Below are 18924 nucleotides of genomic sequence, written 5' to 3' on the forward strand. Positions count from 1 at the left end.
CAGCCGAAGCGTAGCACGCAACCGGCCGTCTGGTAGAATCCCGGGATGCCGGAACTGCCCGAGGTGGAGACCGTGGTCCGCGACCTCCGCCCCCGCGCGGTCGGCCGCACGGTCACCGCCGTCCGCGTCGGGGCGAAGCAACTCCGCAAGGCGTGGAACGTGGCCTGGGCGGCGGACGTGGTCGGCCGGCGGGTCGCCGCGATCCGCCGCCGCGGCAAGTGGATCGTGGTCGAAATGGAGGGGCCGCGCATCGTCGTCCACCTCGGCATGACGGGTCAGTTCACCGCCGTCGCCGCGGCCGAACCCGAGCCCGACCACCTGCACCTCGTGTTCGCCCTGAACGACGGCACCGAGCTCCGCTTCCGCGACGTGCGCCGGTTCGGCTCCGTCACGCTGTTCGCCGACGACGCCGCGGTGGAAGCGTTCTTCGCCGCCGCCGGCCTCGGCCCCGAGCCGTTCGGCCTCGACCCGGCCGCGTTCCGCGAAGTCGTGCGTGCTTCCGCGCGGAACCTGAAGGCGATCCTGATCGACCAGACGGTCGTGGCCGGCGTCGGCAACATCTACGCGGACGAGGCGTGCTGCCGCGCCGGCCTCCACCCCGCCCGCAAGGGCGACTCGCTGACGCCCGCCGAGTGCGACGCGCTGCGGGTCGCCGTCGAGGCCGTGCTGACGACCGCGATCGCCGCCCGCGGCAGCACGATCCGCGACTACGTCGGCGGCTCCGGCCTCGGCGGCGGCTTCCAGCTGGAGCATCGCGTCTACGGCCGCACCGGTGAGCCGTGCCTCACCTGTGGAGCCGCGATCGAGCGCGTCGTGTTGGCAGGCCGGTCGTCGCACTACTGCCCGAAGTGTCAGCCGAGGGACCGAGGGACCGAGGGACCGAGGGACCGAGGGGCAGGAACCAGGGAGCGCCCCCGCCCCCGGCTCAAGCCGAAATGATCGGACGGTCGGTCCCTGTGTCCCTGTGCCCCTGTGTCCCTCAGTCCCCCCAGTCGCCGTCATGTCCTACCGCGCGTTCAAGAAGCTGCTCGGCGAGACGAGCCTGGAGCGGAAGTGCCGGTGGCTCCTCGGCGCCATGGTGCTCGTCCTCATGACCGGCAGCTTCTGGGTGTACGCCATCCAGACCGAGGGCCTCGCCCACGACCAGCTCCGCACCACCGGCCGCACCCTCGTCACCCCGGCGCTGGCCCGGCTGCACGTCCGCGCCGAGCAGCAGAACGCCATGGACGAGTTCGCGAAGCAGAACGAGGCCCACTGGCCGGCCCAGCTGCGCGACTACAACGTCCGCCTCATCCGCGTGCCGCTCACGCCCAGCGACCCCGAGCACCGGGCCGAGGCCGACGACATGCCGGCCGTGTCCAAGGTGAGCGAGCCCGACCGCACCGAGTGGGACCGCGACGCCGACGCCGAGAAGGCGTACTACTACTACTCCGCGCTTCGCGCCGCCCCGTCCTGCGTCGGCTGCCACCGCGACCCGGAGAAGATGGGCCGCCCGGAACTGGCCCGCCCCGACCTGAAGCCGAACGACCTCATCGGCATCGTCCGCATCCGCCTCACCACCCGCGAGATCGAGGAGGGCTTCCACACCAACCGGGCCGTCCTCATCTCGTTCGCCGTCGGCACGTCGCTCCTCATCATCGCCGGCAGCTACCTCATGATCCGGTACGTGATCGTGAAGCCGCTCAAGCACCTGAAGGAGGTGTCGGAGGCGATCGCCGGCGGCGAGCTGAACATCCGCAGCGAGATTCAGACCGGCGACGAGTTCGAGGACCTGTCGCACGCCTTCAACCGCATGATCCGCAACCTGACCAACACCCAGGACCGCAACAAGAAGCTGATTTCGGACCTGGACCGCAAGGTGGACGAGCTGGCGCGGGTGAACATGGCCCTGTACGAGAACAACCGCCTGAAGGGCGACTTCCTCGCCACCATGAGCCACGAGCTGCGCACGCCGCTGAACAGCATCATCGGGTTCAGCGAGGTGCTCCTCTCGGCGGACAACATGACCGAGAAGCAGCAGCGCTACGCCGGCAACATCATGACCGGCGGCAAGCAGCTGCTGGCGCTCATCAACGACGTGCTGGAGCTGGCGAAGCTCGAAGCCGGCAAGATGCGGCTGCGCCCGGAGCCGCTCGACGTCGCCGCGGCGTGCGAGCACGCGGCGGCGATGTTCCGCCAGCAGGCCGAGAAGAAGAACATCGACCTCAAGGTGCTCGTGGAGCCCGGCACGCCGGCGGTCCGGCAGGACGCCGGGAAGCTGCACCAGGTGCTGTCGAACCTCCTGTCGAACGCGGTGAAGTTCACCCCCGAGGGCGGCCGCGTCACGCTCCGCGCCGCGTCCGACGGCGCGGAGCTGGTGCTGACCGTGGCCGACACCGGCGTCGGCATCGCGCCGGAGGAGCAGGAGCTGGTGTTCGAGAAGTTCCGGCAGACGGCGAACCCGCTGACGCGGGAGCAGGGCGGCACCGGGCTGGGGCTGTCGATCGTGCGCGAGCTGGCGAAGCTGCTCGGCGGCGACGTGGGCCTGCACAGCGAGCTCGGCCGCGGCAGCACGTTCACGGTGCGCGTCGCGGCCCGCCTCGCGGACGAGCCGCTCCTCGACTTCGAGCTCGGCGAGGAGCCGGGGCCGGCGGCGTAGGGCGCGGCCGGCTTCCTACGACGCCTTCACGAACTTGTTGGGGGTGCCTTCCAGCCCGCCGCCCGCGGCCGGCCGCCAGAGCACGACCTCGTCGATCTTCCGGGCGAGTTCGAAGTCCTTGTCCGTGATGCCGCCGGCCGAGTGGGTCTTCAGCTTCACCCAGACCTTCGCCCAGGTGACGCCGAGGTCGGGGTGGTGCCACGCGGCCTCGGCGAGGTAGCCGATGGCGTTGACCAGCATCAGCGTGGTGGGCCAGCCGTCGGTGTTGAACTTCTTCCGCAGCCAGCCGTCCTCCAGGTTCCATCCGGTCAGGCCGAGTTCGGCGACCTTCGTCGCCACCTCGGCCTCGGTGTAGGTGCAGGCGTCGGCCATGATCGTCCTCCGTATTCTGACCTGAACCTATCACCCCGCCCGCCGGGCTACAACATGACGACCCGCGACCGCCTCCGCGACCTGTTCCGCCAGCGCGCCCTCCAGTTCGGCGACTTCACGCTCGCGAGCGGCAAGAAGAGCAGCTACTACGTGAACTCGAAGAAGGTGCTGTTCCACGCCGAGGCCATCACCCTGCTCGGCGAGGAGCTGTACGCGGCGACGGCCGACCTGACGTTCGAGGCGATCGGCGGGCTGGAGGTCGGCGCCATCCCGATGGCGGCCGCGGCGCTGACGGCGTTCCACCGCCACGGCCGGGCGCTGGAAGGCTTCTTCGTCCGCAAGCAGGCCAAGAGCCACGGCAGCCAGGAGCTGGTCGAGGGCCAGGTGAGCAAGGGAGACCGCGTGGTCGTGATCGACGACGTGCTGACGACCGGCGGCAGCGTGGTTCAAGCGATCAAGGCGGTGGAGGCGGTCGGGGCGACGGTGCTGCGGGTGGTGTGTATCTGCGACCGGCTGCAGGGCGCGCGGGAGGCGCTGGCCGGGTACGACTACCGCCCGCTGTTCACGATCCGCGACTTCGGCATCGAACCGAGCTAAGAACAAAGCCGATTAGCCGCGAAAAGGCACGAAAAGGAACACCGAGCCAAGACCGAATCCTGGTTTTCGCCGTTCTTCCTTTTCGTGCCTTTTCGTGCCTTTTCGTGGCCATCCTGCCTTGAATTTACCTTGCCACCGGGCGTAGCAACCGCGCCGCGTAGCGTCCCAGGCGCACCAGAAGGACGCGGTTCAGGTAGCCCGTGGTGGCGCGGGCGCCCACCTTGCCCAGCACCTTCCCCGCCAGGTTCGTGCCCACCCCGACGCCGACCACGTTCAGCGCCTCGTGGAACAGCTGGTCGTACTGGTCCTCCACCACCTTCTCCCACTCGGCGCCCTGCCCCGCCAGGTAGGCGTTGAAGAACACCCGACTCAGCAACACGCCCGTCCCCGTCTTGCCGGCGCGCAGCTGGTACACCCGACACAGGTCGGTCAGCATCGACACCGCGTAGAACAGCGTCGCGCCGGTGTCCACGACCGCGTTCGGGGCCACCGCCGTCACCACCCAGATGCGGCTGCCCCAGTACTTCACGCGGCTCTCGGCGGCGGCGTCGAGCTCGGCCTGGAACTCGTCGCGGAAGCGGGCGAACCACTGCTCGCTCGACGCGAACTTTGCCGGGTCCATCAGCTGCTCGCGGACCACCTTCAGCCGCACCTGCACGGCGTCGGACAGGCCGACGGCGGCGAGCGCCTTGCGGTCCTTCTCGGTGTCGAGCGGGTACTCGCGCAGGTAGCGTTCGAGCTGCTCCCGCGCCTCGTCCGTCTTCGCGGCGGCGAGCCAGCGCAGCCGGGTGCGGCGGGCGAGTTCTTCGAGCCCCTTCACCTGCACCTGGCGGTTGCGGCGGAGGCGGGCGTACAGGACCGCGAACCGGCCGAAGGCGTACAGGATGCACGCCCCGAACAGCCCGAGGCCGGCGTAGCCGACGTACTGCGCCCACTGCGGCTGCGCCGCCAGGTTCGCCAGCAGCGCGAGCACCTGGTTGAACGTGAACAGCCCGGCCAGGCCGACGGAGCCGACGAAGAAGGCGAGGACGAGCGGGGCGCCGAACCAGCCGAGCCAGCCGAGGCCGGTGGGGTCGGCGGCGAGGAGCATTTCGGCTTCGGCGAGTTCTTTCGCGGCCTGCTCGTCTTCGAGCTTGCGGAGGGTGGCGCGGTCGGCGTCCGAGAGCAGGTCGAGCGCCGACGGCACCTGCGGCGGGCGGCCGAGCTCGGTCTCGCCCTCGCGCAGCTCGACGTGCTCGTCTTGGCGAGCGGCGGGCGTGAGTCCGCTGTTCTCGGGGCGCGGCAGGGTGGCGGCACGGCCGGCGACGGGGACGCCGATCCGGTCTTCGTCGTCCCAGGCGGCTGGGTTGGCGGGCATCGGCGGTCCCCCGAGGTGTGCGGCCATTGTACCGGAGTGATTCGCCGGCCGCGCCGCGGGATTGCGATGGAAGACAAAGACGGATGGCCACAAAAAGGCACAAAAGACACAAAAAGGAAACCCGAGCCAAGACGGAATTCAAGCTCTGTTCTGTCTTCCTTATTGTGTCTTTTCGTGCCTTTTTGTGGCCATCCGTCTTTTACCCGGCGCCCGGGCCCGTCATCGTCTCGGGGCGCACGATCTGGTCGAACTTCTCCGCCGTCAGCACGCCGCCGCCGTCCTTCAGCGGCGGCGCCAGCTTCACCGCCTCCTCCCGCAGCGTCGTGCCGTTGTGGTGCGCCGTCTTGGCGATCTTCGCCGCCGCGTCGTACCCGATGTGCCGGTTCAGCGCGGTCACCAGCATCAGCGACTCGTTCACGATCCGCGATATCGCCGCGCGGTTGGCGTCGATCCCCTTCCGCACCTTGCCGCCGGCCTTCGGCTTCAGCGCCGACTGGTCCACCTCCACCATGCCGCTGTCGGCGCCGACCACGTACTCCAGCGCCTCGTAGTCCGTCTCCGGCATGTCGGCGGCGCAGTGCTCGCGGAAGCTTCGGCAGGCGTCGGTCAGCAGGCGGATGCTGTGCATCACGTTGTGGATGATGACCGGCTTGAACACGTTGAGCTCGAAGTTCCCCTGGCTCGCGGCGAACCCGACGGCGGCGTCGTTGCCGAGCACCTGCACGCACACCATCGTCATCGCCTCGCTCTGCGTCGGGTTCACCTTCCCCGGCATGATCGAGCTCCCGGGCTCGTTCTCCGGGATGGTCAGCTCGCCGAGCCCGCACCGCGGCCCGCTCGCCAGCCAGCGGATGTCGTTGGCGATCTTCATGAGGCCGACGGCGAGCGTCTTGAGGGCGCCGCTGAGGAACGTCAGCGGCTCGTGACCGGCGAGCGCCTGGAACTTGTTCGGCGCCGTCACGAACGGCAGGCTGGTCAGCGACGCGATCTCCTTCGCCACCTTCGCAGCGAACTGCGGGTGGCTGTTCAGCCCGGTGCCGACGGCGGTGCCGCCGAGGGCCAGCTCGTACACCATCGGCAGCGCCGCCTCCACGGCCTTGATGCCGTACTCCATCTGCGCCACGTACCCGCCGAACTCCTGGCCGAGCGTCAGCGGCACGGCGTCCATCAGGTGCGTGCGGCCGATCTTCACCACGTCGGCGAACTCCGCGGCCTTGTCGGCGAACGTCTTCCGCAGCGCCGACACGCTCGGGAGCAGCCGGTGAACCACCTCCTCCGCGGCGGCGATGTGCATCGCCGTGGGGAACGTGTCGTTCGACGACTGCGACATGTTCACGTCGTCGTTCGGGTGGACCGGCTTCTTCGACCCCATGACGCCGCCGGCGAGCTCGATGGCGCGGTTGGAGATGACCTCGTTCACGTTCATGTTGGTCTGCGTGCCGCTGCCGGTCTGCCAGACGCGGAGGGGGAAGTGGTCGTCGAGCGTGCCGGCGATCACCTCGTCGGCGGCGCGGCCGATCAGGTCGCGGCGGTCGGCGGGCATCAGGCCGAGCTCGGCGTTGGTGCGCGCGGCAGCCTTCTTGAGGATGCCGAAGGCGCGGATGACGGGCCGCGGCATGGTGTCGGCGCCGACGGCGAAGTGGACGAGCGAGCGGGCCGTCTGGGCGCCGTAATAGCGGTCGGCGGGGACGCGGATCGGCCCCATGCTGTCGGTTTCGGTGCGGTAGGCGGGCATTCGGCAGGGTCTCGCGGCGGGGGTGGGAAAGTGGGGCCATTCTACGGCAACCGAGGTTGGCAGACCGGCCGGCGTCTGCGAACCTACCGGCACCCGCGGTGGCGGGCTTCCCCGAACAACGGAGCGTGCGATGACCCGATTCATGGCGCCGGCGGTGCTGGCGGTGGCGGTGTGCGGGACGGTCGCGGCGCAGCCGCCGGCCCTCCCCGGCCCGGAACTGAATGTGCTCAAGGCGATGGTCGGCACGTGGGACACGACGATGAAGATGGAGGGGACGGAGAGCAAGGGGACGTGTGTTTACAAGATGGACGTGGGCGGGCTGTGGCTGGCGTCGAACTTCGAGGGCGACCTCGGCGGGATGAAGTTCAGCGGCCGCGGGTACGACAGCTACGACCCCTCGAAGAAGAAGTACGTGGGGCTGTGGATCGACAGCATGATGCCGAGCGTGATGGTGATGGAGGGGAGCTACGACGCGGCGAAAAAGACGATGACGATGGTGGGGAGCGCCCCCGGCCCGGACGGGAAGCTGGAGAAGATGCAGGCCGTGTCGGTGATGCCGGACGCGGACACGATCGACTTCAAGATGTACATGGGCGACGCGAAGCAGCCGGCGTTCACGATCCTGTACAAGCGGAAGAAGTGACGTGACAACGGCGAGCCGGGCGGCGTCAGCCGCCGGTGCGTCCGTCTATCGGTCGCGTCCGACGTGATACGATAGGCAGACGCACCCGACGCCTGACGGCGTTCGGCTCGCCGGCTGGTCCGACTGCCGTTTTCGGTGTGAGCATGCCCGACCTCGTCCGCTACGACCGCGACGGCCCCGCCGCGGTAGTCACCATCGACCGCCCCGACCGGCGCAACGCCCTCAGCCGCGCCCTCATCTCGCACCTCAGCGACGCCGTCAGCCGCGCCGCCGACGACGATGCCGTTCGTGCCGTCATCCTCACCGGCACCGGCCCCGCGTTCTGCGCCGGCATGGACCTCGACGAACTCCGCGCCACCCTCGGCGACGAGCAGCACATGGTCTGGGACGACGCCGCGCGACTGTCGGCGCTGTACGAGCAGATTTACGCCCTCCCCAAACCCACAGTCGCGGCGGTGAACGGGGCGGCGGTCGCCGGCGGGGCGGGCCTCGTCACCGTGTGCGACCTGGCGGTCGCGGTGTCGGCGGCGAAGTTCGGCTACCCCGAGGTGCGGCGCGGCCTTGTCGCCGCGATGGTGCTGCCGCACCTGCTCCGGCACGTCGGCGAGCGCACGGCGCGATGGATGCTCCTCACCGGCGAGCTGATCGACGCCGCGGCCGCCGAGCGCGCCGGGCTCGTCAACGCCGTGGTGCCGGCCGAGGCGCTGCTGGACACGGCGCGGGCGTGGTGCCGGTCGCTGGCCGAGGGCGGGCCGAAGGCGCTGGCGACGACGAAGGAGCTGTTGCGCCGCTGTTCCCGGCAGGCGGTCGGGGTGGACGAGCTGGCCCGCGCCAGCGCCGAGCCGCGACTGACCGACGAGTGTCGCGGCGGCCTGGCGGCGTTCTTCGAGAAGCGACCCGTGCCGTGGGCGCCCCAATGACGCGACCCGTCGTCGGCATCGGCGAACTGCTGTGGGACGTGTTCCCCGACGGCCGCCGCGTCGCCGGCGGGGCGCCGTTCAACTTCGCCTTCCACTGCCGCCAGCTCGGCCACGCCGGCACCGTCGTGTCGCGCGTCGGCGACGACGCCCTCGGCCGCGAGCTGCGCGACGAAGTCCGCCGCCTGGGCCTGACGGACGAGTTCATCCAGACCGACCCGGAGCGCCCGACCGGCACCGTACAAGTGACACTCGACGCGGCCGGCGTGCCGGCGTACCGCATCACTGAAGGCGTGGCCTGGGACGCGATCGCGTGGGACGAGCCGACGGCGCGGCTGATGTACGACGCGGCGGCCGTCTGCTTCGGGTCGCTCGTACAGCGCGAAGTCACATCTCGGGAGACTGTTTACCGGCTGCTGGCGAACGTGTACGGGTTCGTGGGCGAGGGCCGGCCACTGGACCTGTTCCCGTGGGCCGAGGCGGACCACGCCGCGGGTGCCGCCGGGCCGCGGAAGCTGGTCGTCTTCGACGTCAACCTGCGGCAGCACTACTACGACCGCGAGACGCTGCGCCGGGGCCTGCGGGAGGCGAACTGGTGCAAGCTAAACGACGAGGAATTGGCCCTGCTCGTCGGGCTGTTCGACCTCGACGGGGCGACCGACTCGGCCGCCCTCGACGCGCTCCGGCGGCTCGACCACGCCGGGAAGGACACGATTTGCCTGACCCGCGGCGCGAGCGGGGCGACGGTCCGCCGGGTGTGGTGGGAGGAGATGCCCGACGACTGCACCGATGTCCGCCGCGAAGTTGAATGCGACGAGCCCGCGCCGCCGGCCGACGTGATCGACACCGTCGGCGCGGGCGACGCGTTTACCGCCGCGATGGTGTGCCTCCACCTGGAGGGCCGGCCGCTGCGCGACTGCCTGCGGTTCGCGCTGCACTACGCGGCCCGGGTGTGCGAGCACCGCGGGGCCACCCCGCGGATCGACCGCGCCGAGGTCGAGCGCGCCGCGCTCGGGACGCCGTGAGCCCGCTGATGATGCGCCCCGACTGGCGGCCGCCGACCCTCGACACCCCCCGCCTCGTCCTCCGCCCGTTCGAGGAGGCCGACGCCGAGCCGCTGTTCTCGCTCGCCGCGAACCCGGCCGTCACCCGGTTCACCCTCTGGGACCACCACCAGACACTCGCCGACACGCGGGTGTTCGTGCGCGACTACGCCCGCAGCCGCTACGCCGAGGGGGTGCCGGAGCCGCTGGCGGTCTGTCTGAAGGCCGACCCGCGGCGCTGGCCGGTCGGTGCGGTCGGGGTGTTCTGGGCGTCGCAGTCGAACCGCGTGATGGAACTCGGCTACTGGCTCGGCGAGCCGTTCTGGGGCGCCGGCTACGCCGCGGAGGCGTGCCGGGTCGCGGTGACGCACGCGTTCGCGGCCTACGCCGTGGAGCGGATTCAGGCGCGGGTGATCGCCGGGAACGACGCCAGCGTGCGGGTGCTGGAGAAGGTCGGGTTTCGAGCGGAGGGAACGCTGCGGGGGAGCCTGTACCGGCGTGGAAGACAGGAGGACGTGCGGTTCTACGCGACCCTGCGGGGGGATTGGACGGGCGAACGCCCGGGGACGGCCGTCCCCGGGCGTCGCGGGACGACTTAGCGCACGTTCGGGCAGCGGCCGTTCGGGCAGCTGCTGACCCCGCCGGTGTACGCCGGGGTGTAGTACCCGCCGGTCACCACGGTGCCGCAGCGGCCGTTGGCGCAGCTGCTGGTCACGACCGGGGCCGCGACGACGGCCGTGCCGGCCCGCTCGGTCGTGGTCACGGCCACGTCGGCGGCGCTGTACTTCGTGAGGTAGCTCGCCAGGTCCAGCGCGGGGACGGCGCCGCCGTACTTCAGCGCCTGCAGGTTACCGCAGCGGGAGCTGATCACGAGCCCCTCCTCGACGCCGAACGCGGTCGCCAGGCGCTTCCCCTCGGCGGTGTCGGCGTTGACGTACAGGGCGACGTAGCTGGTCGAGAGCAGCCGGCCGGCCTCGGTCGGCATGTTGCCGCCGACGACCCGGTTGTACCCCGACTCTCCGTGGCCGATGAACACGGCCAGCGGCTTCCGCTGGGCGACCGCCGTCTCCGACGCGCGAGCGTAGTTCGTCTCCCAGGCCGGCGCCGAGGGCGCCTCGGCCAGGGCCGCGCTGACGAGGACGGCGGCGAAAGTGGTGGTGAGCATCAAGCTGAGTCTCCTGGATACGCCACTGGGCTCCCCGCGCCAACCGCTGGCGTGGGTCCGTGTCCTGCCGACATGGCGTGACTGTTGCGAAGCCCAATTGTAGACATTGTCGCCGGCCGGACAACCGATTTGGACAACATTTCCGCTAACTCCGTTACAACCCGGCAATTCGGTTCATCCGTTCCGGCCACACCCACGCATTGCTGGCCCTCATAACCGCGCCCCACCGCTGAAAATCTGGGTGGACTGGCGAATTTGGGTCGCTGCAAAACCGCCGCGACGGGGGGCTTCCAGCCCCTCGGGGGTTGACAGTCCGCCGCGGATTCGGGTACGGCCCGCCGCATGGACCGGTGCGTTCGGGGGACAATCGGGGCACTTCTGCTGGCGGCGCTGGCGGCGGCCGGGTGTGCCATCCACCCCCCCCGCCGGCCGGTGCCGTTCACGCCGCCACACGCCCAGCCGCTCGCCCCCGCCGACCACCCCGGCGGCCCCGCCGGCGAGCCGGTCATGGCCATGTCGCCGGTCCCCGGCTGCCTGGCCCCGTTCGACCCCGCCGCCTCCGACGCCTACCCCATGCGGCGGCCGCGGAACGTGCTGGCCCTGTCCAGCGGCGCCGCCTACGGCGCCTACGCCGCCGGGTTCATCAACGGCTGGACCGACAGCGGCACCCGCCCCGAGTTCGACGTGGTCACGGGCATCAGCACCGGCGCGCTGATGGCGCCGTTCGCGTTCCTCGGCCCCGAGTACGACGTCCACATGGGGCACCTGTACACGACCCTTCAGACGCAGGACGTGTTCCGCATCCGCACCTGGGTGACCATCCCGTTCAAGGACTCGGTCGCCAGCTCGTCCCCGCTCCAGCGGCTCATCGAGAAGGAGATTACCCCGACGCTGATGACCCGCATCGCCGAGGAGCACAAGAAGGGGCGGCGACTGTACGTGGGCACCACGAACCTGGACACCCGCCGGCTGGTAGTGTGGGACGTCGGGGCGATCGCGTGCCGGCCGTGCCCCGAGGGGTGCGAGCTGTTCCGGGACGTGCTGCTGGCGTCGGCCTCGGTGCCGGGGATGATGCCGCCGGTGCGGTTCCGCATCGACGTGGACGGCGAGCGGGCCACCGAGTTGCACGCCGACGGCGCCGTCTCGGCGCAGCTGTTCGTGCCGTCGCACGTGTTCGCGGCGGCGGCGGCCGGGGCGGCGGCCGACCCGCCGGCCGCGGGGCCCGGGCCGCACCCGCCGGGCGGGAACCTGTACGCGGTGGTGTCGGGGAAGCTGTACCCGGACGCGGCGCCGGTGCGGCCGCGGGTGCTGCCGGTGCTGGGGGCGTCGGTGGAGGGGCTGATCTACGCCCACTGCCGCGGCGAGCTGGCGAACCTGTACGGCCTGAGCCGGGCCAGCGGCCTGCGGTACCACCTGACGGCGCTGGACCAGGGTTACCAGGGGCTTCAGACGTCGGTGGACTTCGACCGGAAGGGGCTGAAGGGGCTGTTCGACGAGGGGCGGCGGCAGGGGGAGGGGCCGGCGTGGATGTACGGCCCGCCGGCGCTGAGCCCGGGCGACGGCGACTACATCCGCAGTGGGCTCCGGTTCCGTCGCCCGCCGGCGCATGTCGCGGGGCCGTGACGGCGACTCATCCCGCGTCCGCCCCGACCGGGTCACCCCACTTGTCGTACTCCTGGCCGCACTCGGCGCAGGTGGCTCCGCCCCATAGCATCTGCCGCCGGTTCGCCGGCTTCCGCACCACGGGCGCCGGCTCGCCGCAGTTCGGGCACTCGATCGGCCGCGGGTTCACGCCCCACTTGCCGCGACGGCGGACGGTGTCGCGCACGACCAGTGTTCCGAGGCCGAGCAGGCCCAGGAACAGCGTGCCGACGACGACCATCACCACCACCATCGCCATGTCGTCGCTCACCACCGGCCCTCCGGAAACGCCGACGCCCACCCGTTTTCGGGGTGGGCGTCGGGATGGGGTATGGGCTACCGCCGGGGTCGGGGAAGTAATGGGCGAGTAGGACGAACTTCAACCCAACCCCGGCGGGGTTCCGAAGGCGAACCGGAACCATTGGATCAACAAGAACCACTCCCCCCGTGTTCGGTGGGAGGTGATTTCTGGGCAAAAGGGCGATCATCTTGCGATGCCAATGGCCAAAGCACGAGCAATGCCGCAGCTGACGATTTTTCCGAAATTGATCGCAACTAGATATGAAAATGTGACTTATGCCGTCGCTCCCCTCGCAGCTGCCGGACATGGCGGTGTCGGAAGACCCGACAGACAGGGTGTCGGTGTCGGAATTTTCGGCGTCGAGAAATTTGACTCTGCGGGTCGGGGCGAGTATGATTCCTTTAGACCGGCCGCGGCTTCCCGACTGAATGGGCGACAGTCAGGGAGTCGGCGGCCGGTCCTTTTTTGCGCCCGTTCGGGAGCGCGAACTTCGGCAGAATACACCGGTTGCGGCAGTTCGACGGCGCACGTCCGCGGGCGACAATCTGCATCTGTGCTCGCAGCGGCACCGGTCGTGCATTGCCCTCGGGTGCCGGCCGCCGCGAGGGCGCCGGCGACCCATCGCACGAGGGCCGAATGATGCCTCTGGCCGCACGCCTCGACCGCGACGAAAACCTGCCGATTCCCACGGACATCGTCACGGACGACACCGGGCTGCACGACCTCGGCGACCTGTGGACCGACCTCGGCGGGAGCGACTGAACCACGAAGCCCGGGGACCGCGGTCCCCGGGCTTTCTTGCAACCCGCCGGTAAATCCGGGGCGTAACACTTACACCCGGCAGGTAACTCCTTCCGTCAGCCGTCCAACTCCTCCTGCAACTCCAGCCAGCGCTCCTCGGCCGGGTCGAGTTTTGCGGTGAGCGCCGCCACCTCCTCGTGCAACCGCAGCGCTTCGGCCGGGTTCGTAGTCTCCATGAGCTTCGCGTTCGCGGCCCGCTTCTGCTCGTCGAGCAGGGCGATGGTCTTTTCCAGCGTCTTCATCTCCTTGCGGACCTCCTTCTCCCCCCGCCGCGCCGCCCGCGCAACCGGCCGGGCCTTCGCCACCTCCGCCGGCGCCTTCACCTTGCCCACGGCCGCCTCGCGCTCGCCGGCGTCCACTTCCTTCTCGACGCGGTCGAGGTAGTCGGCGTACCGGCCCGGGTACACCACCACGCGCCCCTCGCGGACCTCGATCACGCTCGTCGCCACCCGGCCGGCGAAGTGCCGGTCGTGGCTCGTGAACACCACCGTCCCCTGGTACGCGATCAGCGCGTCCATCAGCGCCTCGACCGTGTCCACGTCCAGGTGGTTCCCGGGTTCGTCGAGCACCAGCACGTTGAACTCGCCGAGCAACAACCCCGCGAGGACGAGCCGCGCCCGCTCGCCGCCGGACAGCACCGGGATCGGCTTCTCGACGTGCGACTTGCGAAACAACAGCGCTCCGGCGACGGCGAGGACTTCCTGCTCCGTCCGCCCGCGCCCCTTCGACCGGAGGTAATCGATGACCGTCCAGTCGCCCGGGAGCGACGTGTAGACGTGCTGGGCGTACACGCCGACCTTGCAGCCGTGGCCCCAGCGCACGTCGCCCTTCAGCGGCTTCAGCGACTCGACGACCGTGCGCAGGAACGTCGTCTTCCCCTGGCCGTTGTCGCCGACGACGGCGACGCGGGTGCCGTGGTCCACTTCCAGGTCGATGCCGCTGGCGATGGCGCGCTCGGGGTAGCCAATGGTCACGTCGCGGCAGCGCAGGGCCGCCCCCTTGCGCGCCTCCACCCGCGGGGCGCGGATGCTGGCCGTCGGCTCGTCCGACTCGATCTCGACCGTCTCCAGCTTCTCGAGCGCCTTGGCCTTCGACTGCGCCAGCGCCGCGGTGCTGGCGCGGGCCTTGTTCCGGGCGATGAAGTCTTCGAGGTGCTTCCGCTTGGCCAGGATGCCGGCGTTGGAGCGCTCGTCGTGCTCGCGGCGCTCCCTCTCGAACTGCAGGAACGCATCGACCTTGCCGGGGAAGCTGGTGAGCTTGCCGCGGGCCAGGCCGAGGGTGTGGGTGCAGGTGGCGGCGAGAAACGCCCGGTCGTGCGAGACGATGAGGCACGCCGCGCGGAAGTCGCGGAGGAAGTGTTCGAGGAGAATCTGCGTCCGCAGGTCGAGGAAGTTCGTCGGCTCGTCGAGCATCAGCAGGTTGGGCTCGTGCAGCAGCAGCGCCGCGAGCTTGAGGCGCGTCTGCCAGCCGCCGGACAGCTTGGCGACGGGGCCGTCGAGGTAGCTACCCTTGATCTCGAACCGGCCGGCGACTTCGCCGCAGCGCCAGTCGGGCTGCTCGCTGTCGCGCATGAGGAAGTCGATGGCCGTTTCGCCCGGCAGGAACGGGTCGTGCTGGCGGAGGTACCCGAGGCGGAGGTTCGGGTGTCGGAACACCTCGCCGGCGTCGAGTTCCTCCTCGCCGAGGAGAATGCGGAGGAGGGTACTCTTGCCGGCGCCGTTGCGGCCGATGAAGCCGACCTTCACGTCGTCGCCGATGGTGGCGTCGGCGTCGTCGAGCAGAATCTGGTCGCCGTAGTGTTTGGACGCCTTGGTGAGCTGCAGCAGGGTAGCCATCGTCGCGCGCGGTCCTCGGGGTGGGAACCGCCGATTATACGGTTGGGCGAGGTGGTCGGACGCCCGGAGTTGTCGCTACGTGAGGACCAACTCCACGCCGTCCTCCTCCTCCCCGCCGCCCGCCCCGTGGACCTCGACGATCTCGACCAGCCAGTCGAAAACCGTGGGGCCGACGCTGTGTCGCGCCCGCTCCAAGTCGGCTCCGACCAGGTCGCGGTTGGTCGGGTGGCAGCGGGTCAGACGGCGCTCCAACTGCCGTACCGTATCCGGGTAGCCGAGCCGCTCGCGCGACACCGCCGAGTTGGCCCACCGCAGGACGAACCCGCCGTCGGGGGTGCCGAACCCGCCCCGGAGAATGTCGTTGAAGGCGTCGAGGTTGTGCCCCCACTCGGCCCCGGGGATCAGTATCCTGCCGACCACCTCGTAAAACTCCTGAAGGGTTGCGAACTCGCATCCGTCGATCTCGTACACCTCCTTCGACACCTTGAAGCCCTCTCCCGAACGGGTTAGTCGCACCGTCCTGCTGCCGGCGAACCGGGGGCTGTCGCCCCCGGATTCTCGTGTCACGCACCCCAAGAGTCCGGGGGGCTGACGCCCCCGGCTCGCCGCGCGGATTTCCACCATTCCGCCCTGGTTGGGTACGCGACGTGCATCTGCACCGCCGTCGGTTCACCCCCACGGAGGCACACCATGGCACGCCTGGCGATCCTGTTCTTCGTCATCGCGCTGGTCGCGGCGCTGTTCGGCTTCGGCGGCATCGCCGGCGAGGCCGCCTGGATCGGGAAGCTCCTGCTGATCGTGTTCCTCATCCTCGCCGTCGTGTCGATGGTCTTCGGCCGCCGCACCACCGACATCACCTGACGTCGCCGCTCAACCCCGCTCGACGACGTGCCCGGCCGACGCCCGCGCCACCCAGCCGCGGACGCCGCCGGGCAGCGTCGTTGCCAGCCGCGCCGCCTCGTCCGCCGAGCCCACCACCGCGAACACCGACGGCCCCCACGAACTCTGCCCCACGCCCCTCACCCCGCGGCTGCGCAACGCGTCCACCAGCGCCGCCACCGCGGGGTCGGCGTAGGCGCCGCCCTGCGCGGCGGCGAACGGCTCGCCGGCCCGGCGGTTAAACTCGTACACCGCGTCGCCGAACCCGTCCAGGTCGCCGGCCACCGCCGCGGGCAGCATTCCCAACAGCGCGATGCGGCACAGCACGTCCGTGAGGCCGGACGGGCGGGCGGCGGCGAACGCCTCACGCTCGCGGCCGCCGTGCCACACCGCGCTCACGTTCGGCAGCAGCACCGCGACGCGCCACGCCTCGGGGAGTAGCACTCGCGTCAGGAGCGGCGACACGGCTTCCCCGGGCGCCTTGCCGGGTTCCACGATCAGCCCGCCGCGGTCGAACCCGTGGACGCCGATCGCCGACCGCTCGCCGCGGCCGACGCATACCGCCAACTCCGTGGCCGTCGGGTCGGGGTCCCCGGCTTCGACGGCCAGCGCCTTCGCCACGGCCAATCCGAGTTGCGTGCCGACGCCGAGGCCGGCGTGCTCGGGCGGGGTGCGCTCGACGAGTACCTGGAGCGGCCGCACGTCGGGCCGGCCGGCGAGGAAGCGGTGTGCGAACACCTGCGCCCGGCTGGCGAGCGGCCCCTCGAACTGCCACGAGTCCGACGGCCGGGCGGAGACGACGACGCCGGGTTGGTCGATGAGCAGGCCGACGCCCCCGAACGCGCGAGCGGGTGCGGGGTCGCCGCCGGCGGGGACGTGGAACAGGCCGAAGTGGAGCCGGCTCGGGGCGGTCACCCGCGTCATCGGGGCGCCTCCGCGAGCCGCGCGTCCAGGAAGTCCATCGCCGCGTGCTCGGCCGCGCCGCCGGTCTTGCCCACTATCACCCGCAGCTTCCGAAACTCCGCCGCCACCTCATCGCGCGGCAGGAGGTGCAGCCGCGTCGCCAGGATGGCCGCCTCCACGACCGCGTGTTTCGCCCGGTTGAAGCCCCAGAAGTCGCGGTGCCGCTCGCTATGCACCACCTCCGCCTCGATGGTCACCCGCTCGCCGCTGTCGTCAACGCTCTTCACGACGAACTCGTAGTGCCGGCAGCAGTCGGCAAGGACGAAGCCGGCCACCTTCGACGCCGGGCGCACGGGCGGCAACTCGGCGGCGCCGAGGGCGGCACGGGCGATCAGGAGGGCGTCGTCGGTCACGTGGAGGACGCCTTCCGGGTGGGCGACGAGGTTGCGGTAGGTGCCCGAGGTCGGGAACGGGCAGAGGGTGAAGCGGGCGAAGTCCGGCGCCACCCGCGGCCCCATCGGGGCCAGGTGAGGCGAGCCGTCGGCGGCGCGGGTGGTGACGAGCCCTTCGAGGATCATGTGGGGTTCAGCGCCTTCAACAGCCCGGCCGCCTTCACCAGCGTTTCCTCGTACTCGCGGCGCGGGTCGGAGTCGGCCACGATCCCGCCGCCGACGGGGAACTGCACCCAGCCGCGGCCGGCGGTGAACGTCCGGATCAGGATATTGGTGTCCATCGCCCCGTCGAACCCGACCCACCCCAGCGCCCCGCAGTACGGCCCCCGCGCCGTCGGCTCCAGCTCGGCGATGATCTCCATCGCCCGCACCTTCGGCGCCCCCGTCACCGACCCGCCGGGGAACGCCGCCGCCAGCAGGTCGAACGGCCCCGTGCCGGGCCGCAGCTTGCCGCGCACTTCGGAGACGAGGTGGTGGACGAAGCGGAACGTTTCGGGCTCGCACACGCGCGGCACGGTGACGGAGCCGAACTCGCAGACGCGGCCGAGGTCGTTGCGGAGGAGGTCCACGATCATGACGTTCTCGGCCCGGTCCTTCGGGTTGGCGACGAGGTCGCGAAGCTGGGCGGCGTCGTCCTCCGGCGTGCGGCCGCGCGGGCGGGTGCCCTTGATCGGCCGCGTCTCGACGGACCCGTCCGGGTGGCACCGCAAGAACCGTTCCGGCGACGCGCTGAGGAGTTGGAACTCGCCGAGGTCGAAGTACCCGGCGAACGGCGCGGGGTTGAGCGTGCGGAGGCGGGCGTACAGGTCGAGCGGGTGTTCGCGGAGCGGCGCGAGGAGCCGCTGGCTCAGATTCACCTGGAAGCAGTCGCCGGCGTGGACGTACTCGACGGCGCGGGCGACGGCGGCGATGTAGCCGTCGCGGCTGAAGTTGCTGGTGACGCCGGGGAAGCCGGGCAGCGGGTACTGCGGCGCGAGTTCCGGCGGGCCGAGCCGATTCGTGACCCCACCCGGGGGTTCTGCGGCGCGGAGGGCGTCCAGCGCCCGCCCCATGCGCCGTTCGGCCCGCCCGAGTCGCTCGTGAGGGTACTCGTCTTCCGCGACCACCCCCGTCGAGACGAGCCAGGCGCGGTTCCGGGCGTGGTCGAAGCTGACGACCCAGTCGTAGGTGGCGAGCGCCAGGTCAGGGGCGCCGAAGTCGTCGAGCCGGGGGCGCGGCTGGCGGTCGACCGCGCGGCCGAGGCCGTACCCGAACAGCCCCGCCCACCCGCCGAGGAACGGCGGCAGTTCCGCGGCCGTCGGCCGTTCGACGGGGAGACAGTTGAAGCGGTCGTCGAAGAACGGGTTGCACCGCCGGTTGCCGACGGGACGGATGAGCCGGTCGATCGGGTCGGCGGCGACGTAGGAGTAGCGGCCGCGGTCGGCGTGCTGTTCGGCGGAGTCGAGGAACAGGAGGTGCGGGAGGTGCGCCAGCCGGCGGGCAACGGCCCACGGGTCGGGGGCGGGGACGAGCTCGACCACGAGCGGCTCGCCGGCCGCGGTCGGCACCGGCACCGCGTCGAACACCAGCGGCGCGTCCATGAGGGGAGTATAGCAGGGCCGCTCGCGGCTTCGCGCGGGGAAGCGCGAAGCCGCAAGCGGCAGCG

At 70.8% G+C, this 18924-nt stretch carries 20 protein-coding genes; 10 read left to right on the forward strand and 10 right to left on the reverse strand.

All coding sequences use genetic code 11. The features are described 5' to 3' along the window. Positions 1-45 precede the first annotated feature (45 nt). A complete protein-coding gene (gene mutM, locus ETAA1_RS25505) occupies positions 46-939 on the forward strand; it encodes a bifunctional DNA-formamidopyrimidine glycosylase/DNA-(apurinic or apyrimidinic site) lyase (protein WP_145243313.1) in 894 nt (297 codons plus the stop codon). A gap of 61 nt (positions 940-1000) precedes the next feature. Beyond that, positions 1001-2638, forward strand: coding sequence for an ATP-binding protein (locus tag ETAA1_RS25510; protein WP_145243314.1), 1638 nt, complete (start codon positions 1001-1003; stop codon positions 2636-2638). Between the two features lie 15 nt (positions 2639-2653). Here ETAA1_RS25510 and ETAA1_RS25515 read toward each other — a convergent pair whose 3' ends face one another. After that, positions 2654-3010, reverse strand: coding sequence for a 4a-hydroxytetrahydrobiopterin dehydratase (locus ETAA1_RS25515; protein ID WP_145243315.1), 357 nt, complete (start codon positions 3008-3010; stop codon positions 2654-2656). Between the two features lie 54 nt (positions 3011-3064). Here ETAA1_RS25515 and pyrE point away from each other — a divergent pair, with 54 nt between their 5' ends. Beyond that, the gene (pyrE, locus tag ETAA1_RS25520; RefSeq protein ID WP_145243316.1) at positions 3065-3607 is read left to right on the forward strand and encodes an orotate phosphoribosyltransferase; all 543 of its coding nucleotides are present in this window, start codon (positions 3065-3067) and stop codon (positions 3605-3607) included. Between the two features lie 124 nt (positions 3608-3731). Here the strand turns inward: pyrE and ETAA1_RS25525 are convergent, their stop codons facing one another. Further along, positions 3732-4964, reverse strand: coding sequence for a DUF697 domain-containing protein (locus tag ETAA1_RS25525; RefSeq protein ID WP_202920400.1), 1233 nt, complete (start codon positions 4962-4964; stop codon positions 3732-3734). Between the two features lie 199 nt (positions 4965-5163). Next, on the reverse strand, positions 5164-6699 hold the full coding sequence (gene fumC / locus ETAA1_RS25530) for a class II fumarate hydratase (RefSeq protein ID WP_145243320.1): 1536 nt from the start codon (positions 6697-6699) through the stop codon (positions 5164-5166). Positions 6700-6829: 130 nt separating this feature from the next. On the opposite strand from fumC, the gene ETAA1_RS25535 reads away from it, so the two are divergent. The 4 genes from ETAA1_RS25535 to ETAA1_RS25550 all read left to right on the forward strand — a co-directional run bounded on the left by ETAA1_RS25535 (position 6830) and on the right by ETAA1_RS25550 (position 9901). Beyond that, entirely contained in the window at positions 6830-7342 is a 513-nt protein-coding gene (locus tag ETAA1_RS25535) for a DUF1579 domain-containing protein (protein WP_145243321.1), read from the forward strand. A gap of 143 nt (positions 7343-7485) precedes the next feature. Further along, positions 7486-8262 (forward strand): enoyl-CoA hydratase/isomerase family protein, encoded by a 777-nt coding sequence (locus tag ETAA1_RS25540; RefSeq protein WP_145243323.1) that lies wholly within the window; start codon positions 7486-7488, stop codon positions 8260-8262. Then, complete coding sequence (locus tag ETAA1_RS25545; protein ID WP_145243325.1) at positions 8259-9284, forward strand: carbohydrate kinase family protein; 1026 nt, start codon at positions 8259-8261, stop codon at positions 9282-9284. The genes ETAA1_RS25540 and ETAA1_RS25545 overlap by 4 nt, the downstream gene beginning before the upstream one ends. An 8-nt stretch (positions 9285-9292) precedes the next feature. Next, complete coding sequence (locus ETAA1_RS25550; protein WP_145243326.1) at positions 9293-9901, forward strand: GNAT family N-acetyltransferase; 609 nt, start codon at positions 9293-9295, stop codon at positions 9899-9901. Here the strand turns inward: ETAA1_RS25550 and ETAA1_RS25555 are convergent. Next, complete coding sequence (locus tag ETAA1_RS25555; protein ID WP_145243328.1) at positions 9898-10467, reverse strand: hypothetical protein; 570 nt, start codon at positions 10465-10467, stop codon at positions 9898-9900. The two genes, ETAA1_RS25550 and ETAA1_RS25555, sit on opposite strands and share 4 nt — an antisense overlap. 342 nt (positions 10468-10809) lie before the next feature. Between ETAA1_RS25555 and ETAA1_RS25560 the strand changes: the two genes are divergently transcribed. Further along, the gene (locus tag ETAA1_RS25560; RefSeq protein WP_145243329.1) at positions 10810-12090 is read left to right on the forward strand and encodes a patatin-like phospholipase family protein; all 1281 of its coding nucleotides are present in this window, start codon (positions 10810-10812) and stop codon (positions 12088-12090) included. A 7-nt stretch (positions 12091-12097) separates the two neighbouring features. On the opposite strand, the gene ETAA1_RS25565 is transcribed toward ETAA1_RS25560, so the two are convergent. Further along, positions 12098-12379 (reverse strand): hypothetical protein, encoded by a 282-nt coding sequence (locus ETAA1_RS25565; protein ID WP_145243330.1) that lies wholly within the window; start codon positions 12377-12379, stop codon positions 12098-12100. Positions 12380-13048: 669 nt separating this feature from the next. On the opposite strand from ETAA1_RS25565, the gene ETAA1_RS33550 reads away from it, so the two are divergent. Beyond that, a complete protein-coding gene (locus ETAA1_RS33550) occupies positions 13049-13171 on the forward strand; it encodes a hypothetical protein (protein ID WP_261341995.1) in 123 nt (40 codons plus the stop codon). A gap of 95 nt (positions 13172-13266) precedes the next feature. Here ETAA1_RS33550 and ETAA1_RS25570 read toward each other — a convergent pair whose 3' ends face one another. Continuing rightward, positions 13267-15045: an ABC-F family ATP-binding cassette domain-containing protein gene (locus ETAA1_RS25570; RefSeq protein ID WP_145243331.1), complete on the reverse strand. Its 1779-nt coding sequence runs from the start codon at positions 15043-15045 to the stop codon at positions 13267-13269. 75 nt (positions 15046-15120) lie between these two features. Continuing rightward, positions 15121-15561 carry a barstar family protein gene (locus ETAA1_RS25575; RefSeq protein ID WP_202920401.1) on the reverse strand — a complete coding sequence of 147 codons (441 nt, stop codon included), beginning with the start codon at positions 15559-15561 and terminating at the stop codon, positions 15121-15123. 174 nt (positions 15562-15735) lie between these two features. Between ETAA1_RS25575 and ETAA1_RS25580 the strand changes: the two genes are divergently transcribed. Then, the gene (locus ETAA1_RS25580; protein ID WP_145243335.1) at positions 15736-15906 is read left to right on the forward strand and encodes a DUF1328 domain-containing protein; all 171 of its coding nucleotides are present in this window, start codon (positions 15736-15738) and stop codon (positions 15904-15906) included. A 9-nt stretch (positions 15907-15915) separates the two neighbouring features. Here the strand turns inward: ETAA1_RS25580 and ETAA1_RS25585 are convergent, their stop codons facing one another. The 3 genes from ETAA1_RS25585 to pabB are packed head-to-tail and all read right to left on the reverse strand — an operon-like array spanning position 15916 to position 18859. Next, positions 15916-16848: a beta-RFAP synthase gene (locus ETAA1_RS25585; protein ID WP_145243336.1), complete on the reverse strand. Its 933-nt coding sequence runs from the start codon at positions 16846-16848 to the stop codon at positions 15916-15918. Further along, positions 16845-17405, reverse strand: coding sequence for a DUF447 domain-containing protein (locus ETAA1_RS25590; protein WP_145243338.1), 561 nt, complete (start codon positions 17403-17405; stop codon positions 16845-16847). Before ETAA1_RS25590 ends, ETAA1_RS25585 begins: the two co-directional genes overlap by 4 nt. Further along, positions 17402-18859 (reverse strand): aminodeoxychorismate synthase component I, encoded by a 1458-nt coding sequence (pabB, locus tag ETAA1_RS25595; RefSeq protein WP_145243340.1) that lies wholly within the window; start codon positions 18857-18859, stop codon positions 17402-17404. The genes ETAA1_RS25590 and pabB overlap by 4 nt, the downstream gene beginning before the upstream one ends. Between the last annotated feature and the right edge of the window lie 65 nt (positions 18860-18924).

This window comes from Urbifossiella limnaea (genome assembly GCF_007747215.1).
GTDB lineage: Bacteria > Planctomycetota > Planctomycetia > Gemmatales > Gemmataceae > Urbifossiella > Urbifossiella limnaea.

Coding starts and splice junctions, on each gene's coding strand:
- ETAA1_RS25590 (WP_145243338.1), bottom strand. CDS start 17,405: ATGATCCTCGAAGGGCTCGTCACCACCCGCGCCGCCGACGGCTCGCCT.
- fumC (WP_145243320.1), bottom strand. CDS start 6,699: ATGCCCGCCTACCGCACCGAAACCGACAGCATGGGGCCGATCCGCGTC.
- ETAA1_RS25580 (WP_145243335.1), top strand. CDS start 15,736: ATGGCACGCCTGGCGATCCTGTTCTTCGTCATCGCGCTGGTCGCGGCG.
- ETAA1_RS25525 (WP_202920400.1), bottom strand. CDS start 4,964: ATGCCCGCCAACCCAGCCGCCTGGGACGACGAAGACCGGATCGGCGTC.
- ETAA1_RS25550 (WP_145243326.1), top strand. CDS start 9,293: ATGATGCGCCCCGACTGGCGGCCGCCGACCCTCGACACCCCCCGCCTC.
- ETAA1_RS25540 (WP_145243323.1), top strand. CDS start 7,486: ATGCCCGACCTCGTCCGCTACGACCGCGACGGCCCCGCCGCGGTAGTC.
- ETAA1_RS25570 (WP_145243331.1), bottom strand. CDS start 15,045: ATGGCTACCCTGCTGCAGCTCACCAAGGCGTCCAAACACTACGGCGAC.
- ETAA1_RS25515 (WP_145243315.1), bottom strand. CDS start 3,010: ATGGCCGACGCCTGCACCTACACCGAGGCCGAGGTGGCGACGAAGGTC.
- pabB (WP_145243340.1), bottom strand. CDS start 18,859: ATGGACGCGCCGCTGGTGTTCGACGCGGTGCCGGTGCCGACCGCGGCC.
- ETAA1_RS33550 (WP_261341995.1), top strand. CDS start 13,049: ATGCCTCTGGCCGCACGCCTCGACCGCGACGAAAACCTGCCGATTCCC.
- pyrE (WP_145243316.1), top strand. CDS start 3,065: ATGACGACCCGCGACCGCCTCCGCGACCTGTTCCGCCAGCGCGCCCTC.
- ETAA1_RS25555 (WP_145243328.1), bottom strand. CDS start 10,467: ATGCTCACCACCACTTTCGCCGCCGTCCTCGTCAGCGCGGCCCTGGCC.
- ETAA1_RS25560 (WP_145243329.1), top strand. CDS start 10,810: ATGGACCGGTGCGTTCGGGGGACAATCGGGGCACTTCTGCTGGCGGCG.
- mutM (WP_145243313.1), top strand. CDS start 46: ATGCCGGAACTGCCCGAGGTGGAGACCGTGGTCCGCGACCTCCGCCCC.
- ETAA1_RS25535 (WP_145243321.1), top strand. CDS start 6,830: ATGACCCGATTCATGGCGCCGGCGGTGCTGGCGGTGGCGGTGTGCGGG.
- ETAA1_RS25545 (WP_145243325.1), top strand. CDS start 8,259: ATGACGCGACCCGTCGTCGGCATCGGCGAACTGCTGTGGGACGTGTTC.
- ETAA1_RS25585 (WP_145243336.1), bottom strand. CDS start 16,848: ATGACGCGGGTGACCGCCCCGAGCCGGCTCCACTTCGGCCTGTTCCAC.
- ETAA1_RS25510 (WP_145243314.1), top strand. CDS start 1,001: ATGTCCTACCGCGCGTTCAAGAAGCTGCTCGGCGAGACGAGCCTGGAG.